General features: G+C 59.5%; 19 protein-coding genes, 1 other RNA gene and 2 pseudogenes. 5 read left to right on the top strand and 17 right to left on the bottom strand.

Annotated features, from left to right (window positions below; genetic code table 11):
• Positions 1-10 precede the first annotated feature (10 nt).
• The 8 genes from pnp to rimP form a co-directional block, all read right to left on the bottom strand.
• Positions 11-2,158: a polyribonucleotide nucleotidyltransferase gene (pnp, locus tag RBH71_RS13135; RefSeq protein ID WP_003514278.1), complete on the bottom strand. Its 2,148-nt coding sequence runs from the start codon at positions 2,156-2,158 to the stop codon at positions 11-13.
• Positions 2,159-2,428: 270 nt separating this feature from the next.
• On the bottom strand, positions 2,429-2,698 hold the full coding sequence (gene rpsO / locus RBH71_RS13140; RefSeq protein ID WP_003514294.1) for a 30S ribosomal protein S15: 270 nt from the start codon (positions 2,696-2,698) through the stop codon (positions 2,429-2,431).
• A 163-nt stretch (positions 2,699-2,861) separates the two neighbouring features.
• A complete protein-coding gene (gene truB / locus RBH71_RS13145) occupies positions 2,862-3,809 on the bottom strand; it encodes a tRNA pseudouridine(55) synthase TruB (protein ID WP_003514295.1) in 948 nt (315 codons plus the stop codon).
• A 3-nt stretch (positions 3,810-3,812) separates the two neighbouring features.
• Positions 3,813-4,229 carry a 30S ribosome-binding factor RbfA gene (rbfA, locus tag RBH71_RS13150; RefSeq protein ID WP_003507167.1) on the bottom strand — a complete coding sequence of 139 codons (417 nt, stop codon included), beginning with the start codon at positions 4,227-4,229 and terminating at the stop codon, positions 3,813-3,815.
• 75 nt (positions 4,230-4,304) lie between these two features.
• Positions 4,305-7,052, bottom strand: coding sequence for a translation initiation factor IF-2 (infB, locus tag RBH71_RS13155; RefSeq protein WP_323687396.1), 2,748 nt, complete (start codon positions 7,050-7,052; stop codon positions 4,305-4,307).
• 102 nt (positions 7,053-7,154) lie between these two features.
• A complete protein-coding gene (locus RBH71_RS13160) occupies positions 7,155-7,856 on the bottom strand; it encodes an RNA-binding protein (protein ID WP_003514297.1) in 702 nt (233 codons plus the stop codon).
• Complete coding sequence (nusA, locus tag RBH71_RS13165) at positions 7,853-9,469, bottom strand: transcription termination factor NusA (protein ID WP_003514298.1); 1,617 nt, start codon at positions 9,467-9,469, stop codon at positions 7,853-7,855. Before nusA ends, RBH71_RS13160 begins: the two co-directional genes overlap by 4 nt.
• A gap of 64 nt (positions 9,470-9,533) precedes the next feature.
• Positions 9,534-10,130 (bottom strand): ribosome maturation factor RimP, encoded by a 597-nt coding sequence (gene rimP, locus RBH71_RS13170; protein ID WP_003514299.1) that lies wholly within the window; start codon positions 10,128-10,130, stop codon positions 9,534-9,536.
• Positions 10,131-10,417: 287 nt separating this feature from the next.
• On the opposite strand from rimP, the gene RBH71_RS13175 reads away from it, so the two are divergent.
• Positions 10,418-12,046, top strand: coding sequence for an MFS transporter (locus tag RBH71_RS13175; RefSeq protein ID WP_076843882.1), 1,629 nt, complete (start codon positions 10,418-10,420; stop codon positions 12,044-12,046).
• A gap of 89 nt (positions 12,047-12,135) precedes the next feature.
• On the opposite strand, the gene RBH71_RS13180 is transcribed toward RBH71_RS13175, so the two are convergent.
• Together RBH71_RS13180 and recR are read right to left on the bottom strand one after the other, a co-directional pair.
• On the bottom strand, positions 12,136-13,374 hold the full coding sequence (locus tag RBH71_RS13180; protein WP_050923848.1) for a lytic murein transglycosylase: 1,239 nt from the start codon (positions 13,372-13,374) through the stop codon (positions 12,136-12,138).
• 123 nt (positions 13,375-13,497) lie between these two features.
• Positions 13,498-14,103: a recombination mediator RecR gene (recR, locus tag RBH71_RS13185; RefSeq protein ID WP_003514308.1), complete on the bottom strand. Its 606-nt coding sequence runs from the start codon at positions 14,101-14,103 to the stop codon at positions 13,498-13,500.
• A gap of 37 nt (positions 14,104-14,140) precedes the next feature.
• Between recR and RBH71_RS13190 the strand changes: the two genes are divergently transcribed.
• A complete protein-coding gene (locus tag RBH71_RS13190) occupies positions 14,141-14,776 on the top strand; it encodes an MOSC domain-containing protein (RefSeq protein WP_003514310.1) in 636 nt (211 codons plus the stop codon).
• A 13-nt stretch (positions 14,777-14,789) separates the two neighbouring features.
• Here the strand turns inward: RBH71_RS13190 and RBH71_RS13195 are convergent, their stop codons facing one another.
• From RBH71_RS13195 to ffs, 3 genes are all read right to left on the bottom strand, one after another.
• Positions 14,790-15,113 carry a YbaB/EbfC family nucleoid-associated protein gene (locus tag RBH71_RS13195; protein WP_003514318.1) on the bottom strand — a complete coding sequence of 108 codons (324 nt, stop codon included), beginning with the start codon at positions 15,111-15,113 and terminating at the stop codon, positions 14,790-14,792.
• 27 nt (positions 15,114-15,140) lie between these two features.
• Positions 15,141-17,018 carry a DNA polymerase III subunit gamma/tau gene (locus RBH71_RS13200; RefSeq protein WP_003514319.1) on the bottom strand — a complete coding sequence of 626 codons (1,878 nt, stop codon included), beginning with the start codon at positions 17,016-17,018 and terminating at the stop codon, positions 15,141-15,143.
• Between the two features lie 162 nt (positions 17,019-17,180).
• Positions 17,181-17,277: signal recognition particle sRNA small type (gene ffs, locus RBH71_RS13205), an RNA gene on the bottom strand.
• Positions 17,278-17,342: 65 nt separating this feature from the next.
• Here ffs and RBH71_RS13210 point away from each other — a divergent pair.
• Both RBH71_RS13210 and nudC read left to right on the top strand, forming a co-directional pair.
• Positions 17,343-17,771 (top strand): HIT domain-containing protein, encoded by a 429-nt coding sequence (locus RBH71_RS13210; protein WP_416349318.1) that lies wholly within the window; start codon positions 17,343-17,345, stop codon positions 17,769-17,771.
• Positions 17,771-18,732, top strand: a pseudogene (nudC, locus tag RBH71_RS13215) (NAD(+) diphosphatase). Before RBH71_RS13210 ends, nudC begins: the two are co-directional and overlap by 1 nt.
• Positions 18,733-18,747: 15 nt before the next feature.
• Here nudC and RBH71_RS13220 read toward each other — a convergent pair.
• Positions 18,748-19,624 (bottom strand): annotated as a pseudogene (locus tag RBH71_RS13220) (prephenate dehydratase).
• Between the two features lie 11 nt (positions 19,625-19,635).
• On the bottom strand, positions 19,636-20,391 hold the full coding sequence (locus tag RBH71_RS13225; protein ID WP_003514327.1) for a 3-deoxy-manno-octulosonate cytidylyltransferase: 756 nt from the start codon (positions 20,389-20,391) through the stop codon (positions 19,636-19,638).
• Positions 20,392-20,541: 150 nt separating this feature from the next.
• Here RBH71_RS13225 and RBH71_RS13230 point away from each other — a divergent pair, with 150 nt between their 5' ends.
• A complete protein-coding gene (locus tag RBH71_RS13230) occupies positions 20,542-21,114 on the top strand; it encodes a c-type cytochrome (RefSeq protein WP_003514328.1) in 573 nt (190 codons plus the stop codon).
• 79 nt (positions 21,115-21,193) lie between these two features.
• Here RBH71_RS13230 and RBH71_RS13235 read toward each other — a convergent pair whose 3' ends face one another.
• Positions 21,194-21,922, bottom strand: a complete 729-nt coding sequence (locus RBH71_RS13235) for a sugar transferase (RefSeq protein ID WP_003514330.1) — start codon at positions 21,920-21,922, stop codon at positions 21,194-21,196.
• A gap of 302 nt (positions 21,923-22,224) precedes the next feature.
• Positions 22,225-24,528, bottom strand: a complete 2,304-nt coding sequence (locus RBH71_RS13240) for a transglycosylase domain-containing protein (protein ID WP_003514332.1) — start codon at positions 24,526-24,528, stop codon at positions 22,225-22,227.
• Positions 24,529-24,618 lie beyond the last annotated feature (90 nt).

Raw genomic sequence — 24,618 nt, forward strand, 5'->3', positions numbered from 1 at the left:
CGAGGCTGCCTTATTCGGCAGCGGCTTCGCCATCTTCCTTCTTCTTGTCTGCGGCAACTTCCTTGCCGGTTGCCTGGTCGACAACCTTCATGGACAGGCGAACCTTGCCACGCTCGTCGAAGCCCATCAGCTTGACCCAGACCTTGTCGCCTTCCTTGACGACGTCGGAGGTCTTGGCGACACGCTCGGAAGCGAGCTGCGAGATGTGAACGAGGCCGTCGCGGGCGCCGAAGAAGTTGACGAAAGCGCCGAAGTCAGCGGTCTTGACGACCGTACCTTCGTAGATCTGGCCGACTTCCGGTTCTGCAACGATCGAATGGATCCACTTGCGGGCCGCTTCGATTTCCTTGCCGGAAGCAGAAGCGATCTTGACGGTGCCGTCGTCTTCGATGTTGATCTTGGCGCCGGTCTTTTCGACGATTTCGCGGATGACCTTGCCGCCCGAACCGATGACTTCACGGATCTTGTCGACCGGAATGTTCATCACTTCGATGCGCGGTGCGAATTCGCCAAGCTGGCCGCGGCTCTCGGTGATGGCATTCGCCATTTCGCCGAGGATGTGCTTGCGGCCACCCTGTGCCTGCTCCAGAGCGATCTTCATGATCTCTTCGGTGATACCGGCGATCTTGATGTCCATCTGCAGCGAGGTGATGCCGTCGGCAGTACCTGCAACCTTGAAGTCCATGTCGCCGAGGTGATCTTCGTCACCCAGGATGTCGGAGAGAACCGCAAAGCGCTCGCCTTCGAGGATAAGGCCCATGGCGATACCGGCAACTGGCTTGGCCAGCGGTACGCCAGCGTCCATCAGTGCAAGCGAGGTGCCGCAAACCGTTGCCATCGACGAAGAGCCGTTGGACTCGGTGATTTCGGAAACGACGCGCAGCGTGTAGGGGAACTGTTCCGCAGTCGGCAGCATCGGACGGATAGCGCGCCATGCGAGCTTGCCGTGACCGATTTCGCGACGGCCCGGGGAACCCATACGGCCCGTTTCACCGACCGAGTAGGGCGGGAAGTTGTAATGCAGAAGGAAACGTTCCTTGTACATGCCGGTCAGGCTGTCGACATACTGTTCGTCTTCGCCGGTGCCGAGCGTCGCAACAACGATCGCCTGGGTTTCACCACGGGTGAACAGCGCCGAGCCGTGCGTACGCGGCAGGATGCCAACTTCCGAAACGATCGGACGAACGGTCGACAGGTCGCGGCCATCGATGCGGCTCTTGGTGTCGAGAACGTTCCAGCGAACGATCTTCGCCTGAAGGTGCTTGAAGACAGCGCCGATTTCTTCAGGGCTATACTTCGCTTCGCCTTCTTCCGGCAGGAAGTGAGCCTTGACCTTCGCCTTTACGGCGTCGACGGCGGCGTAACGGGCAGCCTTTTCGGTGATCTTGTAGGCGGTGCGCAGTTCGGTTTCGGCAAGGCCGAGCATTTCGTTTTCGAGTGCGGAGAAATCTTCCGGTTCGAATTCGCGCGGTTCCTTGGCGGCAACTTCAGCGAGCTTGATGATCGCGTCGATAACCGGCTGGAAGCCGCGATGGCCGAACATGACGGCGCCGAGCATGACGTCTTCGTTGAGTTCCTTGGCTTCCGACTCCACCATCAGGACGGCGTCCTGCGTGCCGGCAACAACCAGATCCAGAACCGATTCATCCATCTCATCAAGATGCGGGTTCAGAACATATTCGCCGTTGATGTAACCAACGCGCGCGCCGCCGACCGGGCCCATGAAAGGAATGCCAGACAGTGTGAGCGCAGCGGATGCGGCAACCATCGACAGAACGTCCGGGTCATTTTCGAGGTCGTGCTGAATGACCGTTACGACAACCTGCGTGTCGTTCTTGTAGCCTTCAGGAAACAGCGGGCGGATCGGACGGTCGATCAGGCGGGAAACCAGCGTTTCCTTTTCCGACGGACGGCCTTCGCGCTTGAAATAGCCGCCGGGGATCTTGCCGGCTGCGTAGGTCTTTTCCTGGTAGTTCACGGTGAGCGGGAAGAAGTCCTGTCCAGGCTTCGGAGACTTTGCGGAAACCACCGTCGCAAGAACCATCGTCTCGCCGTAGGTTGCGATGACGGCGCCGTCAGCCTGACGGGCAACCTTGCCTGTCTCGAGCTTCAGCGGGCGGCCAGCCCATTCGATTTCCACGGAGTGTTTATTGAACATATCTTGTCCTTGTTTGTGTATGCCCGCCTTGCGAGGGGGCAACGAACGACGCAATCACGGGCAAGACAGCCGGAGGCTTTCAAGGTGCAAGCATCCGGCAATCCTGCCCCATGACAGGTCTGCGGTTGAAAAGGCTGCACCGGCCCATCCGGGGCTGCCTTATCGTCCGGGGGCCACATCTATGGCGAACGCCCGGAAATTGAAGATGACCTTCAAAAGGCCAGATATAAAAACCGGCGGGTATCGTTGCGAAACCCGCCGGATAAGGTTTTAGCGGCGAATGCCGAGAGCACCGATCAGCTTGCTGTAACGGGCTTCGTCCTTCTTCTTCAGATAGTCGAGAAGCGAACGGCGGCTCGAAACCAGCGTCAGAAGGCCACGACGGGAGTGGTTGTCCTTCTTGTGGTCCTTGAAGTGACCGGTCAGGTTGTTGATCCGCTCGGTCAGAATAGCGACCTGAACTTCCGGAGAACCGGTGTCGCCTTCGTTCGTTGCATATTCCTTGATGAGGGCGGCTTTGCGCTCTGCAGTAATCGACATCGGACGATCCTTTCTATTTTAAGGAAAAATGGGACGCCTAGAGCCGGGATGTCGTCCAGCTCTGGCCATTCGGCAGCATAGGCAAAGCCCAAGCTGGCGCTGCCTATAAACTATTCCGGGTACAATTGAAAGAGGCGATTGACGGCGCCCCTCAAGGCTCGTCTCAACCGAAAACGCGCTTCGGCCGGAATTCGCCCTCGCCGATCTCTCCGATGGCAATGAGCTTGCCATGCGCAGTGGCATAGGCCTCCGGGTGATTGGCCGGCGCATCACGCCCGCGCAGCAGGATCGGATTGCCCATCTTCAGCCGGTGTGCCTGATCATCATTGATGATGAGGTGGGGAAGGGATGAAAGCGCTTCCGCCGTGTCGATCAGAAAAGCATCGAGCGCTTCAAGCCGCTCGTCGCGGTCTTCGATGGCTTCGAGCGCCGTCAAGGTTTCGAGCGGTACCATCATGTCCTCGCCGAATGGCGCGACCATGGTACGGCGCAATTGCGAAATATGACCGAAACAACCGAGATCCCGGCCCATGTCGCGCGCAAGCGCCCGCACATAGGTACCCTTGCCGCATTCCACTTCGAAATGAGCGGTGTCAGCGTCGGGGCAGGCGAGCAGCGTCAGGCGGTGAATTTCCACCTCGCGCGCGGGAATCTCCACCGTTTCGCCTTCACGCGCCAGATCATAGGCCCGCTCACCGGCGATCTTGATGGCGGAAAACTGCGGCGGCGTCTGCATGATCACGCCGGTATAATTGGGCAGAATGTCGCGGATCGCCTGTTCGTCCGGGCGCTGGTCGGAGGAGTTGACTACCTCGCCTTCCAGATCGTCGGTTGCGCGTTCTTCACCCCAGGTGACGGTAAACTCGTAGATTTTCCGGCCGTCCATGACGTAAGGAACGGTCTTGGTGGCGTCACCGAGTGCAATCGGCAGCATGCCGGACGCCAAGGGGTCGAGCGTTCCGGCGTGACCTGCCTTCTGGGCGTTGAACAGCCATTTGATCTTGGAAACGGCTTCGGTTGAGCCGAAATCGAGCGGCTTGTCGAGAATGAGCCAGCCCGAAATCGGGCGGCCCTTGGGTTTGCGGTTCTGCTGTTTGCGTGGTTTGGACATGCTTCAGTTCTGTTCGTCGTCTTTTTCGTTCGAAGGTCCCAGATCGCGCTGCACCTCCGGTGACCGCAGGAGTGCGTCGATCTTCTGATAGTTGTCGAAACTCGTATCGTCGCGGAAACGCAGTTCCGGCATGTACTTCATCTGCCGCAGCTGCGGGCCGAGGCGGCCGCGCATGAACTTGGCATGGCGGTTGAGCGCCGTGATGATGTCGGTATGATCCGCAACGCCAAGCGGCGTCACGTAAGCGGTCGCGATCTTGAGATCGGGAGACATGCGCACTTCCGAAATGGAAATGACGGTGCCTTCGATCAGATCGTCGCGGACTTCGCCGCGCTGGAGAATCTGGGTCAGTGCGGCGCGCACCTGTTCGCCAACACGCAGCATGCGTTGCGAAGGGGCCGATGATGTAGCTTTTGCCATGGGTAATGCCTCAAACGGAGCGAGCGCCGGTGAAGCCGGCGCCCGACAGAAAAGTCCTGTTTTGCGGCGAGACGCTTAGAGCGTTCTCGTGATGTGTTCGACGCGGAAGCACTCGATGGTGTCGCCGGCGCGAATGTCTTCGTAATTCTCGAAGGCCATACCGCACTCCTGACCAACAGGCACTTCGTTGACTTCGTCCTTGAAGCGCTTGAGGGTCTTGAGCTTGCCTTCGTGGATGACGACGTTGTCGCGTACCAGACGCACACCCGCACCACGTTCCACCTTGCCCTCGACGACGCGGCAACCCGCGACCTTACCGACCTTGGTGATGTTGAACACCTCGAGGATTTCGGCATTGCCGAGGAAGGTCTCGCGACGTTCCGGCGAAAGCAGACCCGACATCGCCGCCTTCACGTCATCCACCAGATCGTAGATGATGTTGTAGTAGCGGATTTCGATACCGGCGCGTTCGGACGCCGTACGTGCCTGTGCGTTGGCGCGAACGTTGAAGCCGATGATCGCGGCGTTGGATGCCTCGGCAAGCGAGATATCCGATTCCGTGATGGCACCAGCACCAGAGTGAACGACACGAGCGCGGACTTCGTCTGTGCCGAGCTTGTCGAGCGAAGCGATAATGGCTTCGACCGAACCTTGCACGTCCGCCTTGATGACCAGCGGGAATTCCTTCAATCCCGAAGTCTGCAACTGGCTCATCATCTGTTCCAGCGAGCCGCGCTGACCGGTCTGACGGGCAACTGCCTTGTCGCGAGCCAGACGCTGGCGGTATTCGGAGATCTCGCGAGCACGACCTTCGTTTTCGACAACCGCAAAACGGTCACCGGCCGACGGCGTACCGGAAAGGCCGAGGATTTCGACCGGCATGGCCGGACCGGCTTCCTTTACGTTGTCGCCCTTGTCGTTGACGAGCGCGCGCACACGGCCCCACTGATCGCCGGCAACGATGATCTGGCCGGGCTTCAGTGTACCCTTCTGCACGAGAACGGTCGCGACGGCACCACGTCCACGGTCCAGCTCGGCTTCGATGACCGTGCCTTCCGCAGTGCGGCTTGGATCCGCCTTGAGATCGAGGATTTCTGCCTGAAGCAGGATCGCTTCGAGCAGCTTGTCGAGGTTGAGCTTGTTCTTGGCCGACACTTCGACATCAAGAACTTCACCACCCATCGATTCCACGAACACTTCGTGCTGCAGCAGCTGCTGGCGAACCTTTTCAGGGTTTGCCTCGTGCTTGTCGATCTTGTTGATCGCAACGACGATCGGAACACCGGCCGCCTTCGCATGGTTAATCGACTCGATCGTCTGCGGCATCACGCTGTCGTCGGCTGCAACAACCAGCACGGCGATGTCGGTTGCCTGCGCACCACGGGCACGCATTGCCGTAAAGGCGGCGTGGCCGGGGGTGTCGATGAAGGTGATCTTCTGACCGTTCTTTTCGACCTGATAGGCGCCGATATGCTGGGTGATGCCACCGGCTTCGCCAGCAACGACATTCGCCTGACGGATAGCGTCGAGCAGCGAGGTCTTGCCGTGGTCGACGTGGCCCATGATGGTCACGACCGGCGGACGGGAAACCATCTCGCCTTCATCGTCAGCCTTGTTGAAGAGACCCTCTTCAACGTCGGATTCGGAAACGCGCTTGACCGTATGGCCGAATTCGACCGCGATCAGTTCCGCCAGATCGGCGTCGATCACGTCGCCCGGCTTCAGCATCTGGCCTTCCTTCATCAGGAACTTGATGACGTCAACGGCGCGCTCGGACATACGCTGCGACAGTTCCTGAATGGTGATGGTTTCCGGCAGGATGACTTCGCGCAGAACCTTTTCGCGGGTTTCCTGCATCTGGCTGCGACGGAATTTCTCCTGGCGGCGGCGCATGGATGCCATCGAGCGGCCACGCGGCGTACCATCTTCTTCCAGATTGGCGGCGGTCACGGTCAGCTTGCCACGACGGCGCTCTTCTTCGGTCTTCAGGCGGGCTGCGGGCTTGGCCGGAACCGGAGCCACGACCTTGCCACGAGCCGGAAGGCTGCTGCCACGACGGACTGCGCCGCGATCGTCCTCGTCGTCGCCACCGGTGCGGCGTCCGCGGGGAGCGGCGGCATCGGGCGTGGCGGGAGCGGAACGGGGAGCAACAGGCTGGGGACGGGCGTCAGCGCGTGGCGCCGGCGCAGCGGCCGCAGCCGGCTTTTCGCCGGACAGATCGGATTTCGCTTCCGTAACAGGCTGGCTCGCAGCGATCTTTGCCGCAGCAGCCTCTTCGGCAGCGCGGTTTTCGGCTTCGATTTTTTCAGCGGCGATGCGTTGTTCTTCTTCCACCTTGCGGCGGGCTTCGTCTTCGGCGCGCTGCTTGGCTTCGATAACATCGCGAGCCTGCGCTTCTATCAGCGCACGGCGGCGGGCTTCCATCTCGCCTGCGGACAGGTCGTGCAGAACGTTGCCGCGCGGACGGTCAGGCTGACGCTGCTGCGGTGCGGACGAGCCGGGGCGCTGCTGCGAATGGGAAGAACCGGGACGCTGCTGTTGGTTGCTCGGCTGTTGAATGCGTTGCTGTGGGGCCTGCGGACGCGGTGCCGAAGGGGCAGGCGCTGCCGGCTTCGGCGCCGGAGCTGCCGCCACGACAGGCTGAACCGGCTTCTCGTCTTCGGGACGCAGGGGGCGGCGCTTGCGTGTTTCCACGACAACCGCATTGGTGCGACCTCGACCCATGTCCTGCCGCACGGTGCCCTGATTCATCCCGCCCGGTTTCAGGGTAAGAGTCTTCTTGGCCGGCGCATTGAGTGTCTTGTCGTCGTTGTTGTCGGTCATTCCGTTCCCGTTCCTACGGACGAGAACCGGATGACATCCATCAGGTCTCGTCGTTCAATTGCTGCATCGGAACGCGGCGGCCGTTCATGTTTGGCAACCGCGTCATTGTACTGTCCGGGCAGCGTCGCGTTCCGCCTCAGGCTGACCGCCAAGGCGGTACTGCTTAAGCATCTTTGCGCGCTTCACTACACCCTCACCCGCCTGCCCCGCAAGCGCGCAAGCATGGATAAAAGCATTCTGGCCCATCAACTCGTCCATTTCGGCTTCGCTAAAGAGCCGGAAGGACGGAATTTCATTGCCGGCATCGCTGCCGAGCTCCCAGGCCTTGCGGGCCTGGTCCAGTTTTCGCACGCCGTCTGCCGCGGCATCGGTTGCGTGGAACACGGCAATCGCATTCCCCGAACGGACGGCGGCATCGACTTTCGTCGCGCCGCTGATGAACTGACCCGCCTTGCGCGCCATGTTCATCATTCCGGCAAGCTGCTGCGACATCAGCCGGTCGAGAAGAGCGAGAAGCTCCGGCCCGGCCTTGACGTCGCGTTTGAGTGCCCGTGCGAAGATCTTCTTCGCGATGGCTTTCTCTATCAGGGCGCGCTCCGGCTTTACCCAGCATCCGCGCCCCGGCAATTGGCGTTTCAGGTCCGGAACGACGTTGCCGTCCGGCCCTGCGACGAAGCGGATCAACTCGTCTGGAGATCCGCTCTGCCTTGTCACAATGCACATACGTCCATTGACGTTGCCTTCCAGCCGCCCGTCCTCATCGGTTTCGGGCAGCTCGTCCGGCTCATGCACCTGCGATGTCATTCCTGTTCGGCGGTATCCGCCTCCTCAGTAGCTTCCGCATCGACTTCCTCTTCGGAAGCCAGATCCTCGGCCGTGATCCAGCCTGCCAGAAGACGGGCCTGCACAACCATGTTCTCAGCTTCGACGCGCGATACGTCGAGCTTGGAGAAGATGCCTTCGAACTTCTTCGTCTCGCCGTCCTTGCGTTCGCTCCAGCCGACCAGATCGTCTGCGGCGCAACCGGCAAAGTCCTCGATGGTCTTGATACCGTCTTCACCAAGGGCAACCATCATCTGCGAGGTCAGGCCTTCGATCTGGCGCAGCTCGTCGGCAACGCCGAGTTCCTTGCGCTTGGCGTCCATTTCGGCTTCCAGGCGTTCCAGATATTCGCGGGCGCGGGTCTGGATTTCATCGGCGGTGTCATCGTCGAAGCCGTCGATCGAGGAAATTTCGCCAAGATCGACATAGGCAAGTTCTTCAACCTGCGCGAAGCCTTCGGAAGCCAGAACCTGACCAACCATCTCGTCAACGTCGAGGGCGTCCATGAAGAGTGCCGTGCGCTCGTTGAATTCCTTCTGGCGACGCTCGGATTCTTCCTGCTCGGTCATGATGTCGATATCCCAGCCGGTCAGCTGCGATGCCAGACGTACGTTCTGGCCGCGGCGGCCGATGGCGAGCGAAAGCTGCTCGTCGGGAACCACAACTTCGATGCGTTCGGATTCTTCATCCAGAACGACCTTGGCCACTTCAGCGGGCTGCAGAGCGTTGACGATGAAGGATGCCGGCTCCTGGCTCCACGGAATGATGTCGATCTTTTCGCCTTGCAATTCGCCGACAACGGCCTGAACGCGCGAACCGCGCATACCGACGCAGGCGCCGACCGGATCGATCGACGAGTCGTTCGAGATGACGGCGATCTTGGCGCGCGAACCGGGGTCACGGGCAACCGACTTGATCTGGATGATGCCGTCGTAGATTTCAGGAACTTCCATGGTGAACAGCTTCACCATGAACTGCGGATGTGTACGCGACAGGAAAATCTGCGGGCCACGCTGCTCGCGGCGAACGTCGTAGACGTAAGCGCGTACACGGTCGCCATAACGCATGTTTTCCCGCGGAATCATCTCGTCGCGACGGATGATGCCTTCGCCACGGCCCAGATCGACGATGACATTGCCGTACTCGACGCGCTTGACGGTGCCGTTGACGATTTCGCCGATGCGATCCTTGAACTCGTCATACTGACGGTCGCGTTCTGCTTCGCGCACCTTCTGAACGATGACCTGCTTGGCGGACTGTGCGGCGATACGGCCGAAATCCATCGGCGGCAGCGGATCGGCGATGAAATCGCCGAGCTTGGCGTCCGGGTTGCGGTCGCGGGCAAGTTCGAGCGGAATCTGGGTCGAATAGTCTTCGGCCGTCTCTACCACTTCCAGAAGACGCTGCAGGCGGATTTCGCCGGTCTTGGAGTTGATGTCGGCGCGAATGTTGGTTTCCGAACCATAGCGCGAGCGGGCGGCTTTCTGGATAGCGTCGGCCATTGCGGCAAGCACGATTTCGCGGTCGATGACCTTTTCGCGCGCCACAGCGTCGGCGATCTGCAGAAGCTCAAGCCGGTTAGCACTCACTGCCATTTTTTTGTCTCCGTAAGTCGCATAATTGCGGGGATCACCCGTTTTCCGGGCTTTTACGTTGGAATTAGTCTTCGTCTGCTTCGTTTTCGTCGTTCTGGTTTGCGGCGGCGGCCTTTGCCGCCTTGTCTGCCCGCAGCGCATCACGAATAAGGTCGTCCGTCAGAATGAGCTTCGCATCTGAAAGCGCGCTGAACGGAATGGTGACTGTCGGTTCGTCGCCATAGGCGATCTGGTCGCGTTCCAGCTTGAAGCCGTCCGCATCCACCTCGACGATCTTGCCGCGAAACCGCTTGCGGTTTTCGACCAGAATGGAGGTTTCGGCCTTCACCAGATGGCCCTGCCAACGGGTGAAATCCGACTTGCGGACCATCGGCCGGTCAATGCCGGGCGAGGAAACTTCGAGATGATACGCCTTATCGACCGGATCTTCCACATCAAGAACCGGTGAAATCGCCATTGACACGGCTTCGCAGCCCTCGACGGTCATGGTGCCATCTTCCCGCTCGGCCATCACCTGCAGGGTCATGCCGTTCTGGTTGGAGAGCCGCACGCGCACCAGAAGATATCCCATGCCCGTCAAAACAGGCTCGATGATTTCGGCGATGCGCTGGTCGATTCCCGTTTCGGTTATCAGTCGCGGTTCATGTACGGTGTCTGCCATCTGGCCTTCCGGTCTTTAGATTTTCACCGGGCGCTCAGCCCGTGGTTTCCGGTTCGCCTAACGAAAAAGAGCGGAGCCTTGCGGCCCCACTCTTCATCAAGCGATCAAGAATTTCAAAGGTCATATAGACCCATCAGGGCAGGATTGCAAGGTTTTCGCGGGCAGGGCGCGTCAGTCACGGCTGCGGCCACATTTTCACCTTCACCGTGTCGGAAAGGGTGGCATGATTTCCGGCACTGTCTATAGTTGCCGTTTGACAAATCGCAGTTGCATCAAGTGGACTTATCGTGCCTGACCGTAAATCGCCACTCGCGCCTTTAAGGCATTTGACTTACAGACGAATCTGGATCGCGAGCCTTGCCTCGAATTTCGGCGGTCTGATCCAGGCGGTTGGCGCCGCGTGGATGATGACCTCGCTGTCGAGTTCCGAAAACATGATCGCGCTGGTACAGGCCTCCACCTCGCTGCCGATCATGATGTTTTCGCTGATTTCAGGCGCACTGGCCGATAGTTTCGACCGCCGCCGCATCATGATTTCCGCTCAGATCCTGATGCTGACGGCTTCCGTGCTGCTGACGGTTTTTGCCTGGTCCGGCTGGCTCACTCCGTGGTTGCTGCTCTTCTTCACCTTCATGATCGGCTGTGGCACGGCGCTCAACAATCCGTCCTGGCAGGCGTCCGTCGGCGAAATGGTGCCGCGTGAGGATCTGCCCGCTGCCGTGACGCTGAACAGCGTGGGCTTCAACATCACCCGCAGCGTCGGTCCTGCCATCGGCGGCATCATCGTCGCTGCCGCCGGCGCCGCGGCCGCGTTTTTCGTGAACGCGCTCAGCTATTTTGCCCTCATCTACGCGCTGGTTCGCTGGCAGCCGCCCAAATATGCCTCGACCTTGCCGCGCGAGCAGCTTCTTGCCGCCATATCGGCCGGGATGCGTTATGTGGCGATGTCGCCGAATATCGGCAAGGTTCTGGTGCGTGGCTTTCTCTTCGGCCTTTCCGCCAGCGCCATCCTGGCGCTGATGCCGATCGTTGCCCGCGATCTGGTCGAGGGTGGCCCGCTGACCTACGGCGTCATGCTCGGTGCGTTCGGTGTCGGCGCTATCGGCGGCGCGCTCGTCAGCGCCAGACTTCGCGAGGTTTTGTCCAGCGAATGGATCGTGCGTGTCGCCTTTTTGGGCTTCGCCTTCAGTTCCGGCGTGACGGCGGTCAGCACGAACGCGATCGTAACCTCGCTTGTTTTGACTATTGCCGGTGCCTGCTGGGTTCTGGCGCTTTCCCTGTTCAATACCATCGTCCAGCTTTCTGCCCCGCGCTGGGTGGTGGGCCGGGCGCTGTCGCTTTACCAGACGCTGACCTTCGGCGGCATTGCCGTCGGCAGTTGGCTGTGGGGCGAGCTGGCGGAAGATTACGGTATTTCCTATTCCCTTCTCGGTTCGTGCGTGCTGATGCTGCTGGGCGTCGTCGTCGGCCTCAAACTCGCCATGCCCGCTTTTGCTTCACTCAATCTCGATCCGCTCAACCGTTTCGTCGAACCGCCGCTAAGGCTCGATATCAAGCCGCGCAGCGGGCCGATTGCCATTCTCATAGACTATGAAATTCATGACGAGGATCTCGGCGAATTCCTGCCGTTGATGGCCGAGCGTCGCCGCATCCGTCTGCGCGACGGCGCGCGCAACTGGAACCTGATGCGTGATCTGGAAAATCCAGATATCTGGACGGAAAGCTACCATGTACTGACATGGGTGGAATATGTCCGCCACAACCACCGCCGCACCCAGGCGGATGCGGAAGCCTGGGACCGGCTGCTGGCCCTTCATCGCGGCAAGACACGGCCCCGCGTACACCGGATGATCGAGCGGCAGACCATTCCGCCGACCGACGATATCTTCCACAAGCCGCATACGGACCAGCATTGAGAGACGATAGGGCTAAGTAGTGGCGACGTCATGCTCGGGACAAGCCCGCGCATGACGGAGGAGTGGTTTCACACGTCGCCAGTAAGCTGCTATTTCAGCTTCGCTTTCAGCGTAGCATCGGGAAAGCAGGTCGGTGACAGACCGTTTTTCGCCTGCCAGTCGCCCAGTGACCGGCGTGTCTTGAAGCCGGCCAGCCCGTCCGCTTTGCCGACATCATAGCCCTTGGCGACGAGTGCCTTCTGCATGGCAAGAACGTCGGAGCGCAACATCGATCCGACATTGCCCCATTCGCCCTTGAACGGCCCCGCCCCATGGGAGATGCGGTCGGCGAGATTGCCGATGAACAGCGCGTAGAGATCGGAATTATTGTATTCCTTGATGACGTAGAAGTTCGGCGTGACCACGAATTCCGGCCCGTGCCGCCCGGCCGGCACAAGCATCATGCCGTCGGCGGAGAGGTCGTTGGATGGAAAGGCCTTTCCGGAAATGCGGGTGATCCCCATCTTCGCCCACGCACTCACCGGCCGGGCAAGATCCGGGCCTTCCTGGGCGCAGGAGACGTTGCCGGGTATAGATACTTCGAAGCCCCAGTCGCGATCCCTTTGCCAGCCTCTCTGCGAAAGATAGTTAGCTATGGATGCCAATGCGTCCGGCACGGAGTTCCAGATATCGCGGTGGCCGTCGCCATCGAAATCAACGGCATATTTGAGATAGCTCGACGGCATGAATTGCGGCTGACCGAGCGCGCCTGCCCAGGACCCCATCATGCGCGAGGCCGCAATATCGCCGCTTTCGACGATCTTCAGCGCATCGATCAGCTCAGTGCGGAACATCTCCTTGCGGGTCGACATATAGGCTTTCGTCGCCAGCACATCGACAACCGAATGCGGCAGTTTCGCACGGCCGAAACCGGATTCGCGGCCCCAGATTGCCACGACGACATCGCCGGGCACGCCATATTTGGCTTCGATCCTGCGAAGGGTGGCGGCATGCGTCGCGGCCAGAGAGCGGCCGGTGGCGGCAAGCCCCTGCAATCGTTTTTCGGAGAAATAAGCGCCGGGCGATGAAAATTCGGCCTGGCTCTGGCTCTGTTCCTTCGGCGGCTTCTGGCCGGGGATGACGAGATCAGGCAGACTCCAGTTGATGGAAAGGCCGCTCAGCGCAGCCTCCAGCGTCTTTTGCGAAATTCCCGCCTTGCGCGCTTCCGGCCAGATTTCCTTTTTCAGCCACGCATTGAAATCGGCATCGTACCGGGCAGCAGCGGCACCTGTCGGCGCGGATTGCGCCAGAGCGGCCGTTGCTGAAAAAACGGAAAGAATGGCGGCCAATGCCTTGAGGCTTTTCCAGGAAAAGTGGAGGCCGGTTTTCCGTCTGGAAATGCGCCAAAACAAAGAATCAAATCGGTTTCGCATTCGGTCTCCTCTTCGAGTGACGGACAGGGAAAGAAGGCGTCAGATCGTTGTGCGAGCGCGCAGCGCCGCCGTCAATGTGCCCTCGTCGAGATAGTCCAGCTCGCCGCCAACAGGCACGCCATGGGCAAGCCGGGTGATCTTGATGCCGAGATCGGCTAGGCGGTCGGTGATGTAATGGGCTGTTGCCTGTCCCTCCACCGTCGCATTGACGGCGATGATGAGCTCGCGAATACCGCCGGCGCTGACGCGATCGATCAGTCCCTTGATGTTCAAATCTTCCGGCCCGACGCCATCGAGCGGCGACAGCGTGCCACCAAGCACATGATAGGCGGTATTCATGGCGCCTGCTCGCTCCAGCGCCCACAGATCCGACACGTCTTCCACCACGATGATGACCGACTGGTCACGTCTATCATCGGCGCAGACCGTGCAGGGATCGATGGTATCGACATTGCCGCAGCAAGAGCATATCTTCACCTTGTCATAGGCTTCACCCATCGCGTGGCCCAGCGGTCCAAGAAGCTGTTCCTTCTTCTTGATGAGATGCAGCGCCGCCCGCCGCGCCGAGCGGGGCCCAAGCCCCGGCACTTTTGCAAGCAGCTGGATCAGTTTTTCGATTTCGGGACCGGTGACTCGTTTTGCCATGAGCGCTTTCTACTGCATAAATCGGGAAACGGGAATCATGAAGCGCGAAGGGCAGTCCATGAAAATACGGGCAGTGTGCCGGGGCGAGGCGAAGGCCTTGCCGGGAAAGACGGCGAAGACGGGTATTTTCAAACATGCCGTGCAGGGCGCGGTGATGGTGGATGCGCAAGGCATCGTCAGCGACGCTGTCTGCAATCGTAAACATCACGGCGGGCCGGATCAGGCGATCTACGCCATGGGCTCCGTCGATCTCGATTTCTGGTCGCGTACGCTGGGTTTTGCGGTTGAGCCAGGATTTTTCGGCGAAAATCTGGTTCTGGAAGGTGTCGACAGCGCAAAACTGCATGTCGGCGACAGGTTCTCAGCCGAGGAAGTGGTGCTGGAAGTGACCGCCGCCCGCATTCCCTGCGCCACCCTGTCAACCCGGCTCGGCGATCCCGGCTTCGCGCCGCGTTTTCGGCAGGCGGGTCAGCCGGGCTTTTATTGCCGGGTTCTGAAAGGTGGAATGCTCAGCGCCGGTGAAGGCATTGCTTTCGAACCCTATCAGGGAACGAAGCTGCCCATACCGGTCATTCTCCAGCGCTTCCGCCCCATGCAGCTTACCAGGGACGAACGTGCCGCATATCTCGGCACCCCGCTTGCGAGCCGGTTCCGCGCCATGCTGGAAGTCTGAATTCGTAAGAATATCAGAACGGCAGCTTCATGCCGGGCGGGATCGGCAGGCCAGCCGTGATTTCCTTGGTCTTTTCAGCGGTAATGGCCTCGGCGCGCTCCTTGGCGTCATTGTGGGCGGCGACGATCAGGTCTTCGAGAATTTCGACGTCGTCTTCCTTGAAGAGAGACGGATCGATCTTCAGGCCCAGCAGGCTGCCCTTGCCATTCAGCTTCACGGTGACGAGACCGCCACCGGACTTGCCTTCAACTTCAAGCGCGGCGATATCCGCCTGCATCTTTTCCATCTTGGCCTGCATTTCCTTGACCTTGCCCATCATGCCCATGATGTCGCGCATGTGCCAAACTCCTGTTTTTGTTATGTATTAAAATTCGATATCGTCGCCGGGAAGGATGTCGCCCTCGCTCGATTCGGCAACCGAAGGCGGCGGGGCGATCTCGTCCGGCTCGTCCTGCTGGGTGACGCGAATGCGCACGTCGGTGATTTTTGCACCTGGAAACTGTTGAAGAATGGCTGCCACGTCAGGGTCCTGCCTCGCATCCACGAGGCGGGCGTCGCGCGCACTGCCCTCGGCTTCAACCAGCGTCGGCTGACCCTGTTCCTTGCTAAGGCTGACGATCCAGTGGATACCGGTCCACTCTTTCAGCTTCACACCAAGCTCGCCGGGGAGCGATCCGGGTGCGCCATCGCCGAGGCGCATGTCGAGCCGGCCCGGCTCCAGCCGCACCAGCCGCACGAAGTTGCGAACCTTCGCCCGCATGACGGGATCGCGATTTTTCTGGCACAGGTCGGCAATGTCCTGAAGAGAGTTGACGGGAACCTTCGGCTCCGGCCGTTCTTCGGTTTTTGGTGCCGCGACCTGCATTTCCTGCGGGCGGCTGTCAGGCACGGCGCGCAGCATGGTCGAAGGCTGCGAGCTTGCTGGCCTCTGGGCGGAAAGCTCCACAGGTCTTCCTGCGGCCACTGTCTGTCCTGAGGAATAGGCGCGAGTGCCGCCGCCATTGCCGCCACCCGAAGGCGCGCCATTGGAATAGCCGCCATCGCTGTTGGAAAGTTCGAGCAGGCGTCGCGCCGCGTCTTCCGGTGCCGGAAGATTGGCGGCGTGCGAAAGGCGGATCAACACCATTTCGGCCGCACCAGCAGGACGTGAGGCATTTTCAGTTTCCGGAATACCCTTGAGCAGCATCTGCCAGATACGCGACAGCGCAGTCACGGCGATTGTCTCGGCAAATTCCGCGCCACGCACGCGTTCGATCTCGGACAGCGAGGGATCTTCCGACGCATCCGGCACATATTTCATGCGGGTGACGAGGTGAGTGAAATCGGCAAGGTCGTTCAGCACGACGACGGGGTTGGCGCCTGCCTCGTATTGACCGTTGAATTCCGAAAGTGCCGCCGCGACATCACCTTTAATGATGTGCTGGAAAAGATCGACGATGCGCGCCCGGTCGGCAAGACCCAGCATGCCGCGCACCGCCTCGGCTTCCACGCGTCCGCCGCCATGGGCGATCGCCTGATCGAGCAGGGAAAGACCGTCACGGGCGGAACCCTCAGCCGCGCGGGCAATCATTGAGAGCGCCTGCGGTTCGGCCTCGAAACCTTCCTTGCCGGCAATGGCAGTCAACAGGCCGACGAGATCGGCGGCGCTGATGCGGCGCAGGTCGAAGCGCTGGCACCGCGACAGCACGGTGATCGGAACCTTGCGGATTTCAGTGGTTGCGAAGATGAATTTCACATGCTCCGGCGGCTCTTCCAACGTCTTCAGAAGACCGTTGAAGGCCTGCGTCGAGAGCATGTGCACTTCGTCGATGATATAGACTTTATAGCGCGCCGAAACCGGGCGGTAACGCACCTGCTCGATGATCTCGCGAATGTCGTCAATACCGGTATGGGAGGCGGCGTCCATCTCGATCACGTCGACATGACGGCCTTCCATGATCGCCTGACAATGTTCGCCGGGGATACGCAGGTCGATGGTCGGTTTGTCGATGGTGTCGGTCTTGTAGTTCAGCGCACGGGCAAGAATACGCGCGGTGGTCGTCTTGCCCACACCGCGAACACCGGTCAGCATATAGGCCTGCGCGATGCGGCCGGTCTCGAACGCATTCGTCAGCGTGCGGACCATCGGCTCCTGGCCGACCATCAGATCGGAAAAATCCTTCGGACGATATTTGCGTGCCAGTACCCGGTAGCCGGTCCCGCCCTGGGATTCGCTTGATGTGGTGGGTAAGGTGTCGCTCATCGCCTCGCCAGTTTATTTTGCCAGTTTGTCCTAGAGCGCCGTGCGTCCCATTGGACGCATCAGGCACGCTCTATTCCTCTAAAGTCTGCACATCATGCCGATACGCAGGGGCCGCTTTCAGGCTGAACCGGCCCGGCGAAAGCTGAGCGGAATTTAAAAAGGGTGGGAGGCTGGCACGGCGACCCGTGCCTGGCTCGTTAGGGCTGCTTCCTTCCGGACCTGACCCGGTTGGCGAGTGGCTCGTCCACCACCAACCTCCCGGGGCCACATATCGGCAATATCGAAAGCAAATGCAAGCCAAGCCTTCAAAAAACTGCTATCACAATGAAAACAAACATGGAGGACGCCTTGGAGACATTCCGGCTGGACGACAGGCTGGCGCGCGACAGTGCGCTTGTAATGCGTTTGGGACTATGCGAGCTGCGTTTGCAGAACGACAGCCGCTGGCCCTGGCTGGTGCTGGTGCCACAGAGAGGCGGCGCCAGCGAGCTGTTCGATCTTACTCCGCTCGATCAGGCCGTGCTGACGTTCGAGACCAATCTCGTCGCCTCCGCGCTGAAGGACGTTACCGGGGCCGCCAAGATCAATGTCGGCGCGCTGGGCAATATCGTCCGGCAACTTCACGTCCATATTATCGCCCGCAACGAAGGCGACACCTGCTGGCCCGGCCCAATCTGGGGTCACGGGACGCCAGTGCCCTATGGCCCGGGCGAAAAGGAATCCTTGATGAAAAAAATATCCGGCGCGCTCTGATGATATCAATGACTATTTTCGAAACCACTGCTCCCCATCCCGAAGCAAGCCTGCTGACAGCCTTTCCAAGAACGCCCTCAACCGATTCGCCGAAAAGCGGACGGAAGACTGCGTTGCCGATGCGCTGAAAGTCGATGGCACCCATATTTTTGCCTTCTCCGGCAACCGGCTTGTCCTGAAACATGACGAACAGGTCATAGATCCCCTGTTTTCCGCCTATGAGCTGGCGGAATTGCAGCCGGATTTCGACAATGCCGTTCTGCTTGGATACCGCGAAACCGGCGAACCGAGAATTGCGGTGCCGGTGGCCGTCACGGAAGACACGCTAGCGAGCCACTATAAGCTGGCCGATGCCCGCACCCTTTATCGCGATCATCTTCTCGATGAGGAATTGCTGAGCGAGGTTGCCCAGGCTGTCAGCCTTACGCACTGGAATGCGGATAACCGCTTCTGCGGACGTTGCGGCGGCACGATGGAATTGCGTATCGGCGGCTACAAGCGCATATGCGCCGCCTGCAATCACACTATTTTTCCCCGAACCGATCCCGTTGTCATCATGATGACGATCGATATCGAGCGCGATCTTTGCCTGCTCGGACGCGGCGCGCATTTTGCGCCGGGCATGTATTCCTGCCTCGCCGGTTTCGTGGAGCCGGGCGAAACGATCGAGCAGGCCGTGCGCCGCGAGACGCATGAAGAATCCGGCGTCGAAATCGGCCGCGTGCGCTATCACGCTTCCCAGCCCTGGCCGATGCCGCACACGCTGATGATCGGCTGTTATGCCGAGGCTTTCTCGTTCGATATTTCCCGCGATGAGATCGAGCTGGAGGATTGCCGCTGGTTCACGCGGGCGGAGGTGGCCACGATGCTGGAGGCTGCTGCGGGCGAGGGCTTTTCCGCGCCTCCGGGCGGTGCCATCGCGCACCGGCTGATGCGCGACTGGGTGGAATGGACGAAATGAAGATTTGCGGCAGGCTCAGCTCTGGTTGAGCTTGCCGCGCATCGCATGACCCTTGTAGACGCCGAGAATTCGGACCTTCTCGGAAAAAGAAGCGCAGCTCGTCCAGCGCGTGCCGCACCGGCTCGTCATCCGGATGGCCTTCGATATCTGCATAGAACTGCGTTGCCACGAACCTTCCGCCGAGCTGGTAGCTTTCCAGCTTCGTCATGTTGATGCCATTCGTCGCGAAACCGCCCATTGCCTTATAAAGCGCCGCCGGAATGTTGCGGACATTGAACACGAAGGTCGTGACGATGGTTTCATCTGGTGCTTCGCCTTGGGACTGGCGTCTGGCCCAGTTCTCATCGCGCGAAAGAATTACGAAACGCGTGATGTTGTTTTCTGAGTCCTCGACATTTTCAGCCATGATATCAAGGCCGTAGAGACCGGCGGCAAGACGCGGTGCAAGCGCTGCCATGCTGCGATCACCCTTTTCAGAAACCAGTCTCGCCGCTCCGGCCGTGTCGCCGGCAACGACTGGCTTCCAGCCGTTGGAGCGGATGATCTTGCGGCACTGGCCAAGCGCGTGGATGTGGCTGTGAACGGTGCGGATCTCGTCTTTCTTCACGCCCGGTATAACCATCAGCTGGAAGCGGATCGGCATGAAATATTCACCGATGATGTGAAGGCGTGATTCCGGCAGCAGATGATGGATATCGGCAACGCGACCGGCCAGCGTGTTCTCGATCGGGATCATGCCGAGATCGGCTTCGCCGTTTTCGACGGCATTGAAAGCATCCTCGAATGTCGGGCACGGCAACGGCTCCATATCCGGGAACATGTCGCGGCATGCCATGTCGGAATTCGCGCCAAATTCGCCCTGAAAGGCAATGCGGTTTGTGCTCAAGGTCATGGAATTATCCATCAGAGGGTTCGGTTTGCGAGAATAGTGCGGGCTTTTTCGAGATCGTGCGGCGTATCAACGCCAAGCGGCACGGAGTGAACGATTTCGGCATCAATACGCATGCCCGCTTCCAGCGCGCGCAATTGTTCCAGCCTTTCGCGCTTCTCGAGTGGCGAAGGCTGAAGCCTCACGAACGTTTCAAGGGCGGCGCGGCGATAGGTATAAAGGCCGATGTGATGATAAAGCGGTCCGTCGCCATAGGGCGCAGTCGCGCGGGTAAAATAAAGCGCGCGCAATCGCGTCTCGGAAAGCGGGCTACCAACCACTTTCACCACGTTCGGATTGGTCTTTTCTTCCTCGTCGGTGATCTCAACCGTCAGCGTGGCAATGTCGACGGCGGCATTTTCCAACGGGCGCAACGAGGCGCGGATCGTTTCCGCTTCGATGGTCGGAAGGTCGCCCTGAACATTGATGACATATTCGGCGTTGCCATAGGGGTCAGCCTTCTGCAGCGCCTCGAAAATGCGGTCCGAACCGGATTGGTGATCATCGCGCGTCATCATTACGTCGAAACCGGCATTTTTAACGGCTGAAAATACCTGTTCGTCATCGACTGCAACGACGATGCGCGTCGCGCCAGCTTCACGCGCCCTGAGTGCAACCTGCACAATCATCGGTTTGCCGCCAATATCCGCGAGAGGCTTGCCCGGAAGCCGTGTCGATGCCATCCGCGCCGGTATAAGGACGACAGCTTTCTCGAATTCCCGATTCTTCATCCGACACCCTTCAAATCCCAACCGAAAAGTGTCAAAACGTCACGGAGTGGGGAATATTATTCAAGTTGCGCAGGCTGTGCAAAAGCCATAGCTTTTGAATAATTTCAAGATGCCCGGTTATATGGAGCGGATGCGAGGGAGCGCATATAGATGAATTCTTATGTAAATATGGGCGTTGGGGCGTTGCTGGGCACGGTTTTCGTTCTGATGTCGGTGTCAATTGCGTCTGAGGGCATTTTTCATGCGCCCACCCCGGAAAAGGAAGGTTACGCCATCGTCGCGGAAGCGAGCGGCGGCGAGGCTGCAGGCGAACCCGCTGCAGCGGCAACCCCGATCGCGAAATTGCTCGCCAGCGCGGATGCTGCCAAGGGTGAGGCGGTCTTCAAGAAGTGTACGAGCTGTCATACCGGAGAGAGTGGTGGTGCAAACAAGGTCGGCCCCAATCTCTTCGATATCGTCAACCGGCCGATCGCCAGCCATGCGGGTTTCAGCTACTCCGCAGCAATGAAGGATTTCTCCAAGGGCGGTTCCGTGCACTGGGATTACGATCATCTCAGCTACTTCATCGAAGCTCCCAAGAAACACGTTCCCGGCACGGCCATGGGCTTTGCGGGTGTGAAGAAGGAGACGGAACGCGCCGATCTCATCGCTTATCTGCGCACGCTGTCGGCAAACCCGGCGCCGCTGCCGGATCCGGCTGCGGCTCCCGTGCCGATAAACTGACGGAATATGGTGATTTCATAAGAAAAGCCCGGCATCGCTGCCGGGCTTTTTTGATTCTATCTGTCTGATTTCTGAAAGATCAGAAACCCTTGCCGCCGCGCAATTCGGAAATGACCGTTCCGATCATGATCTTGATATCCAGCCAGACGGAAAAATTGTCGACGTAATAAAGATCGGACACGATGCGGGCACGCGCCTTGTCACTGCGATCCGTCGGGCCGCGCAAACCCCGCATCTGGGCAAGACCGGTAATGCCTGGCCGCATCCGGTGCCGCAGGTGGTAGTGGGGAACAAGTTCCTCATAAAGACGGCCGGCGGCCAGCATGCCGATCGCATGGCAGCGCGGACCCACCAGCGACATGTCGCCTTTCAAGACGTTGATGAGCTGTGGCAGTTCGTCGACATTTGTGCGGCGAAGCACGGCGCCGATCCGGGTTATCCTCGGATCGTTCTTTACCGTTTGCGCCACGCCGGTGGCATCGCCCAGTTCGGTCCGCATCGAGCGAAATTTATAGACCCTTATCTTTCGCCCGTTCATGCCCCAACGGACTTGTGAGAACAGGACCGGCCCTTTGCTGTCGAGTTTGACCAGCGCCGCGACGGTCAGCAATACGGGCGCGAGTGCGACAAGGGCGATGGACGCCCCTGCAATGTCGATCGTTCTCTTGAGCACAAACTGGCTGCGCAGGAACACCGACGTGTTGGTTTCTGAAATGGAAGGTTGTGTTTCCGCCGCGTCGAAAGTGACAGCCGCAGGATAAGGGGCGCCGTAAAACACGGCATGCGATGAGCTTTTAGTACCCAGCATAATATGAAGCCCTGAAAAGTTATTTTGAAACAAGAAAATTAATTTATATGAACGATTAATAATTCATTTACCGTAAAAAGTCATCCGAAATGTAATCGTTTTTGCGCAAATAGCAATCTACGGTTAACGTGGATGCACGCATATGTTGCAAACACAAGTGCGGTCTCCGCTCTTGGCTGCGTTGGTTGCCCATTCGGTGTAATCAAGTCTTTGGAAAATTGAGTATTTGCGGGAAAGGCGACAGGATCGTTGCCGGCCCTTCGCTTGCCGGGTAACCGGCGAGCCGATTACCCAAAAGGCAATTAATTTCCCATCAGAATATCAAGAAGGGTCGTCTGCTTCGGCCCGGAAGTTGCCGGCGCCCGGCCGCCGATATCGGCTGGCGGCACAGGTCCATTGTCGGCTGAATAGCCGGGTTCGATATCGCGGGAAGGGATGTTTCCAGGCGGCATGGGGACCCCCGGCTGACCAGCGTTTGGCGAGACGGGCGCTTCGGGATAGGCTCGGGTGTTTGTCGTTCCGCCGCCGCCGAGAGCATTGGAAATGATGTCACCGATGGAGGAAGGCGCGCTCTCGGGCGCCGGTTGCTGTATTTCCCCAAGCGGCGGCACGCCGCCTGCGCCGAGACCAAAGAGCGGCGAGGGCGAGAGCCCGGAATGGGCGGCGGTCATGAAATCTTTCCAGGCCCTCGCAGGTAAGCCGCCGCCGGTGACCTTTTTCATCGATGTGCCATCGTCATTGCCGAACCAGACGCCCGTTGTCAGGTTGCTTGTGTAGCCGACAAAAAGCGCGTCGCGGAAAGACTGTGTCGTGCCGGATTTTCCCGCTGCCTGCCAACCCTGAAGGCGAGCAGCTTTTCCTGTTCCTTCGGTGATGACGCGCGACAACATGCCGTTCATCGTCGCGGCGATTTCCTCGCTCAGCACGCGCGGCGGGTTGTCGTATCTGTTTTCATAAAGCACCTTGCCGTCAGCATCGGAGATGCGTTTGACGATATGCGGCGTCGCCTTGTAGCCGCCATTCATAAAGGGAGCGTAGGAGGCGGTCAGCTCCATCAGCGACACTTCCGAGGTGCCGAGTGCGATGGAAGCGTTGTTCTGCAGCTCCGATTCTATGCCCATGCGATGCGCCACCTGCGTCACCCGCTCAGGACCGACTTCCATCACCAGCTGCGCAGCGATCGTGTTCAGAGAATTGGCAAGCGCAGTGGCAAGCGTAACTTCGCCACGATATTTCTTCTCATAATTTTCCGGTGTCCAGTTTCCGATGCGGACCGGCCCGTCATTGCGAATTGTACTGGGGGTCAGACCCGATTCGAGCGCCGCGACGTATACGAAGGGTTTGAACGCCGATCCGGGTTGCCGTTTCGCCTTGGCAGCCCGGTTGAACTGGCTTTCGGCATAATCCGCACCGCCGACCACGGCCCGGATTGCGCCTGTGCCATCGATGGAAACGAGAGCCGCTTGCGAGGCGCCCTGCTTTTTACCATCACCCTGGAGAACATGGGTCAGTGCTTTTTCGGCGTCGCGTTCAAGATTGGGGTCGATGGTCGTATCGACGACGATGTCCTGCTTGACGTCGCCAATCAGGCCACGAACTTCCTCCATCACCATATCGGCAGCGTAATGTTCGGCACCGGACCAGAAACGTTTGGCCTTGGTCGGCGGCTGCGACATCGCGGTCTTGATCTCGTCATCGGTGATGAACCCGACATCGCGCATGGATCTCAGAACGACCTGCGCCCGCTCCTCCGCCGCCTGCGGGTCGCGCGCCGGTGAAAGGCGCGAGGGGGCCTTGAGAAGTCCGGCAAGCGTTGCCGCCTCGCCAAGATTGACGTCGCGCGCGGATTTGTTGAAGTAGCGTCTGGAAGCGGCTTCGACGCCAAAGGCGTTGGAACCGAAATAAACGCGGTTGAGATACATCGCGAGGATCTGGTCCTTGGTGTATTTATGCTCCAGCCAGAAGGCCAGCAGCACTTCCTGCACCTTGCGCTCCAGCGTCCGGTCCTGTGAGAGGAACAGGTTTTTTGCCAGCTGCTGCGTCAGCGTCGAGCCGCCCTGCACTGTTCGTCCCGTCATCACATTGGTCACGATGGCGCGGGCCAGGCCGAGCGGATCCACACCGAAATGCGAATAGAACCGCCGGTCTTCGATCGCCATGACCGCTTGTGGAAGGTAGGGCGACATGTCTTCAAGCGCGAGAGCCTCGCCACCCGTGGTGCCGCGATTGGCAAGCACGCTGCCGTTCACCGAAACGATCTTCACATTCGGAGGGCGTTCGGGAATGGTCCAACTGCTGGCACTCGGCATGCGCGCGCCGTAATAAAGGACAAGACCGGCAACGCCGATACCGCCCCAGATGCCGAGCACAATGCACCAGTAAACGAGGGACCGGATAAAGCCTGTTGCGCCACCGCCGGAACTGCGTGTGCGCTTTTCCTTTTTTTGCGGTTTGGCGCGGCCGGATGTGGACTTCGGTTTTCTGGCGGGCTGCTTTGCGGTTCCGCCAATGCGCTCGCTGGCATCAAGACGCAGATCGTCACCGGATTCGTGGAAATCCCCGAAGGAAGGCTCTACCCGATCGCGTGATTTACCCTTGCCTGCCATCCAGCCGAAGTCGCTCCTTATATTCGCGAAACCGTTCGCACTTCAGGCTTCTATGCCTGCGCGATCCTTAATCCAGGATGAAGAGTTTAA

Origin of the sequence: Rhizobium sp. AN68 (genome assembly GCF_030758035.1) — a bacterium.
Lineage (GTDB): Bacteria > Pseudomonadota > Alphaproteobacteria > Rhizobiales > Rhizobiaceae > Agrobacterium > Agrobacterium tumefaciens.

Bases quoted from the DNA above. Each gene is read 5' to 3' on its own strand.
- pnp (WP_003514278.1), bottom strand. From the start codon at position 2,158: ATGTTCAATAAACACTCCGTGGAAATCGAATGGGCTGGCCGCCCGCTG.
- rbfA (WP_003507167.1), bottom strand. From the start codon at position 4,229: ATGGCAAAAGCTACATCATCGGCCCCTTCGCAACGCATGCTGCGTGTT.
- RBH71_RS13210 (WP_416349318.1), top strand. From the start codon at position 17,343: ATGAAAACAAACATGGAGGACGCCTTGGAGACATTCCGGCTGGACGAC.
- RBH71_RS13230 (WP_003514328.1), top strand. From the start codon at position 20,542: ATGAATTCTTATGTAAATATGGGCGTTGGGGCGTTGCTGGGCACGGTT.
- RBH71_RS13195 (WP_003514318.1), bottom strand. From the start codon at position 15,113: ATGCGCGACATCATGGGCATGATGGGCAAGGTCAAGGAAATGCAGGCC.
- recR (WP_003514308.1), bottom strand. From the start codon at position 14,103: ATGGCAAAACGAGTCACCGGTCCCGAAATCGAAAAACTGATCCAGCTG.
- RBH71_RS13160 (WP_003514297.1), bottom strand. From the start codon at position 7,856: ATGACATCGCAGGTGCATGAGCCGGACGAGCTGCCCGAAACCGATGAG.
- RBH71_RS13235 (WP_003514330.1), bottom strand. From the start codon at position 21,922: ATGCTGGGTACTAAAAGCTCATCGCATGCCGTGTTTTACGGCGCCCCT.
- rimP (WP_003514299.1), bottom strand. From the start codon at position 10,130: ATGGCAGACACCGTACATGAACCGCGACTGATAACCGAAACGGGAATC.
- truB (WP_003514295.1), bottom strand. From the start codon at position 3,809: ATGTCCAAACCACGCAAACAGCAGAACCGCAAACCCAAGGGCCGCCCG.
- infB (WP_323687396.1), bottom strand. From the start codon at position 7,052: ATGACCGACAACAACGACGACAAGACACTCAATGCGCCGGCCAAGAAG.
- RBH71_RS13225 (WP_003514327.1), bottom strand. From the start codon at position 20,391: ATGAAGAATCGGGAATTCGAGAAAGCTGTCGTCCTTATACCGGCGCGG.
- nusA (WP_003514298.1), bottom strand. From the start codon at position 9,469: ATGGCAGTGAGTGCTAACCGGCTTGAGCTTCTGCAGATCGCCGACGCT.
- RBH71_RS13200 (WP_003514319.1), bottom strand. From the start codon at position 17,018: ATGAGCGACACCTTACCCACCACATCAAGCGAATCCCAGGGCGGGACC.
- RBH71_RS13240 (WP_003514332.1), bottom strand. From the start codon at position 24,528: ATGGCAGGCAAGGGTAAATCACGCGATCGGGTAGAGCCTTCCTTCGGG.
- rpsO (WP_003514294.1), bottom strand. From the start codon at position 2,698: ATGTCGATTACTGCAGAGCGCAAAGCCGCCCTCATCAAGGAATATGCA.
- RBH71_RS13190 (WP_003514310.1), top strand. From the start codon at position 14,141: ATGAAGCGCGAAGGGCAGTCCATGAAAATACGGGCAGTGTGCCGGGGC.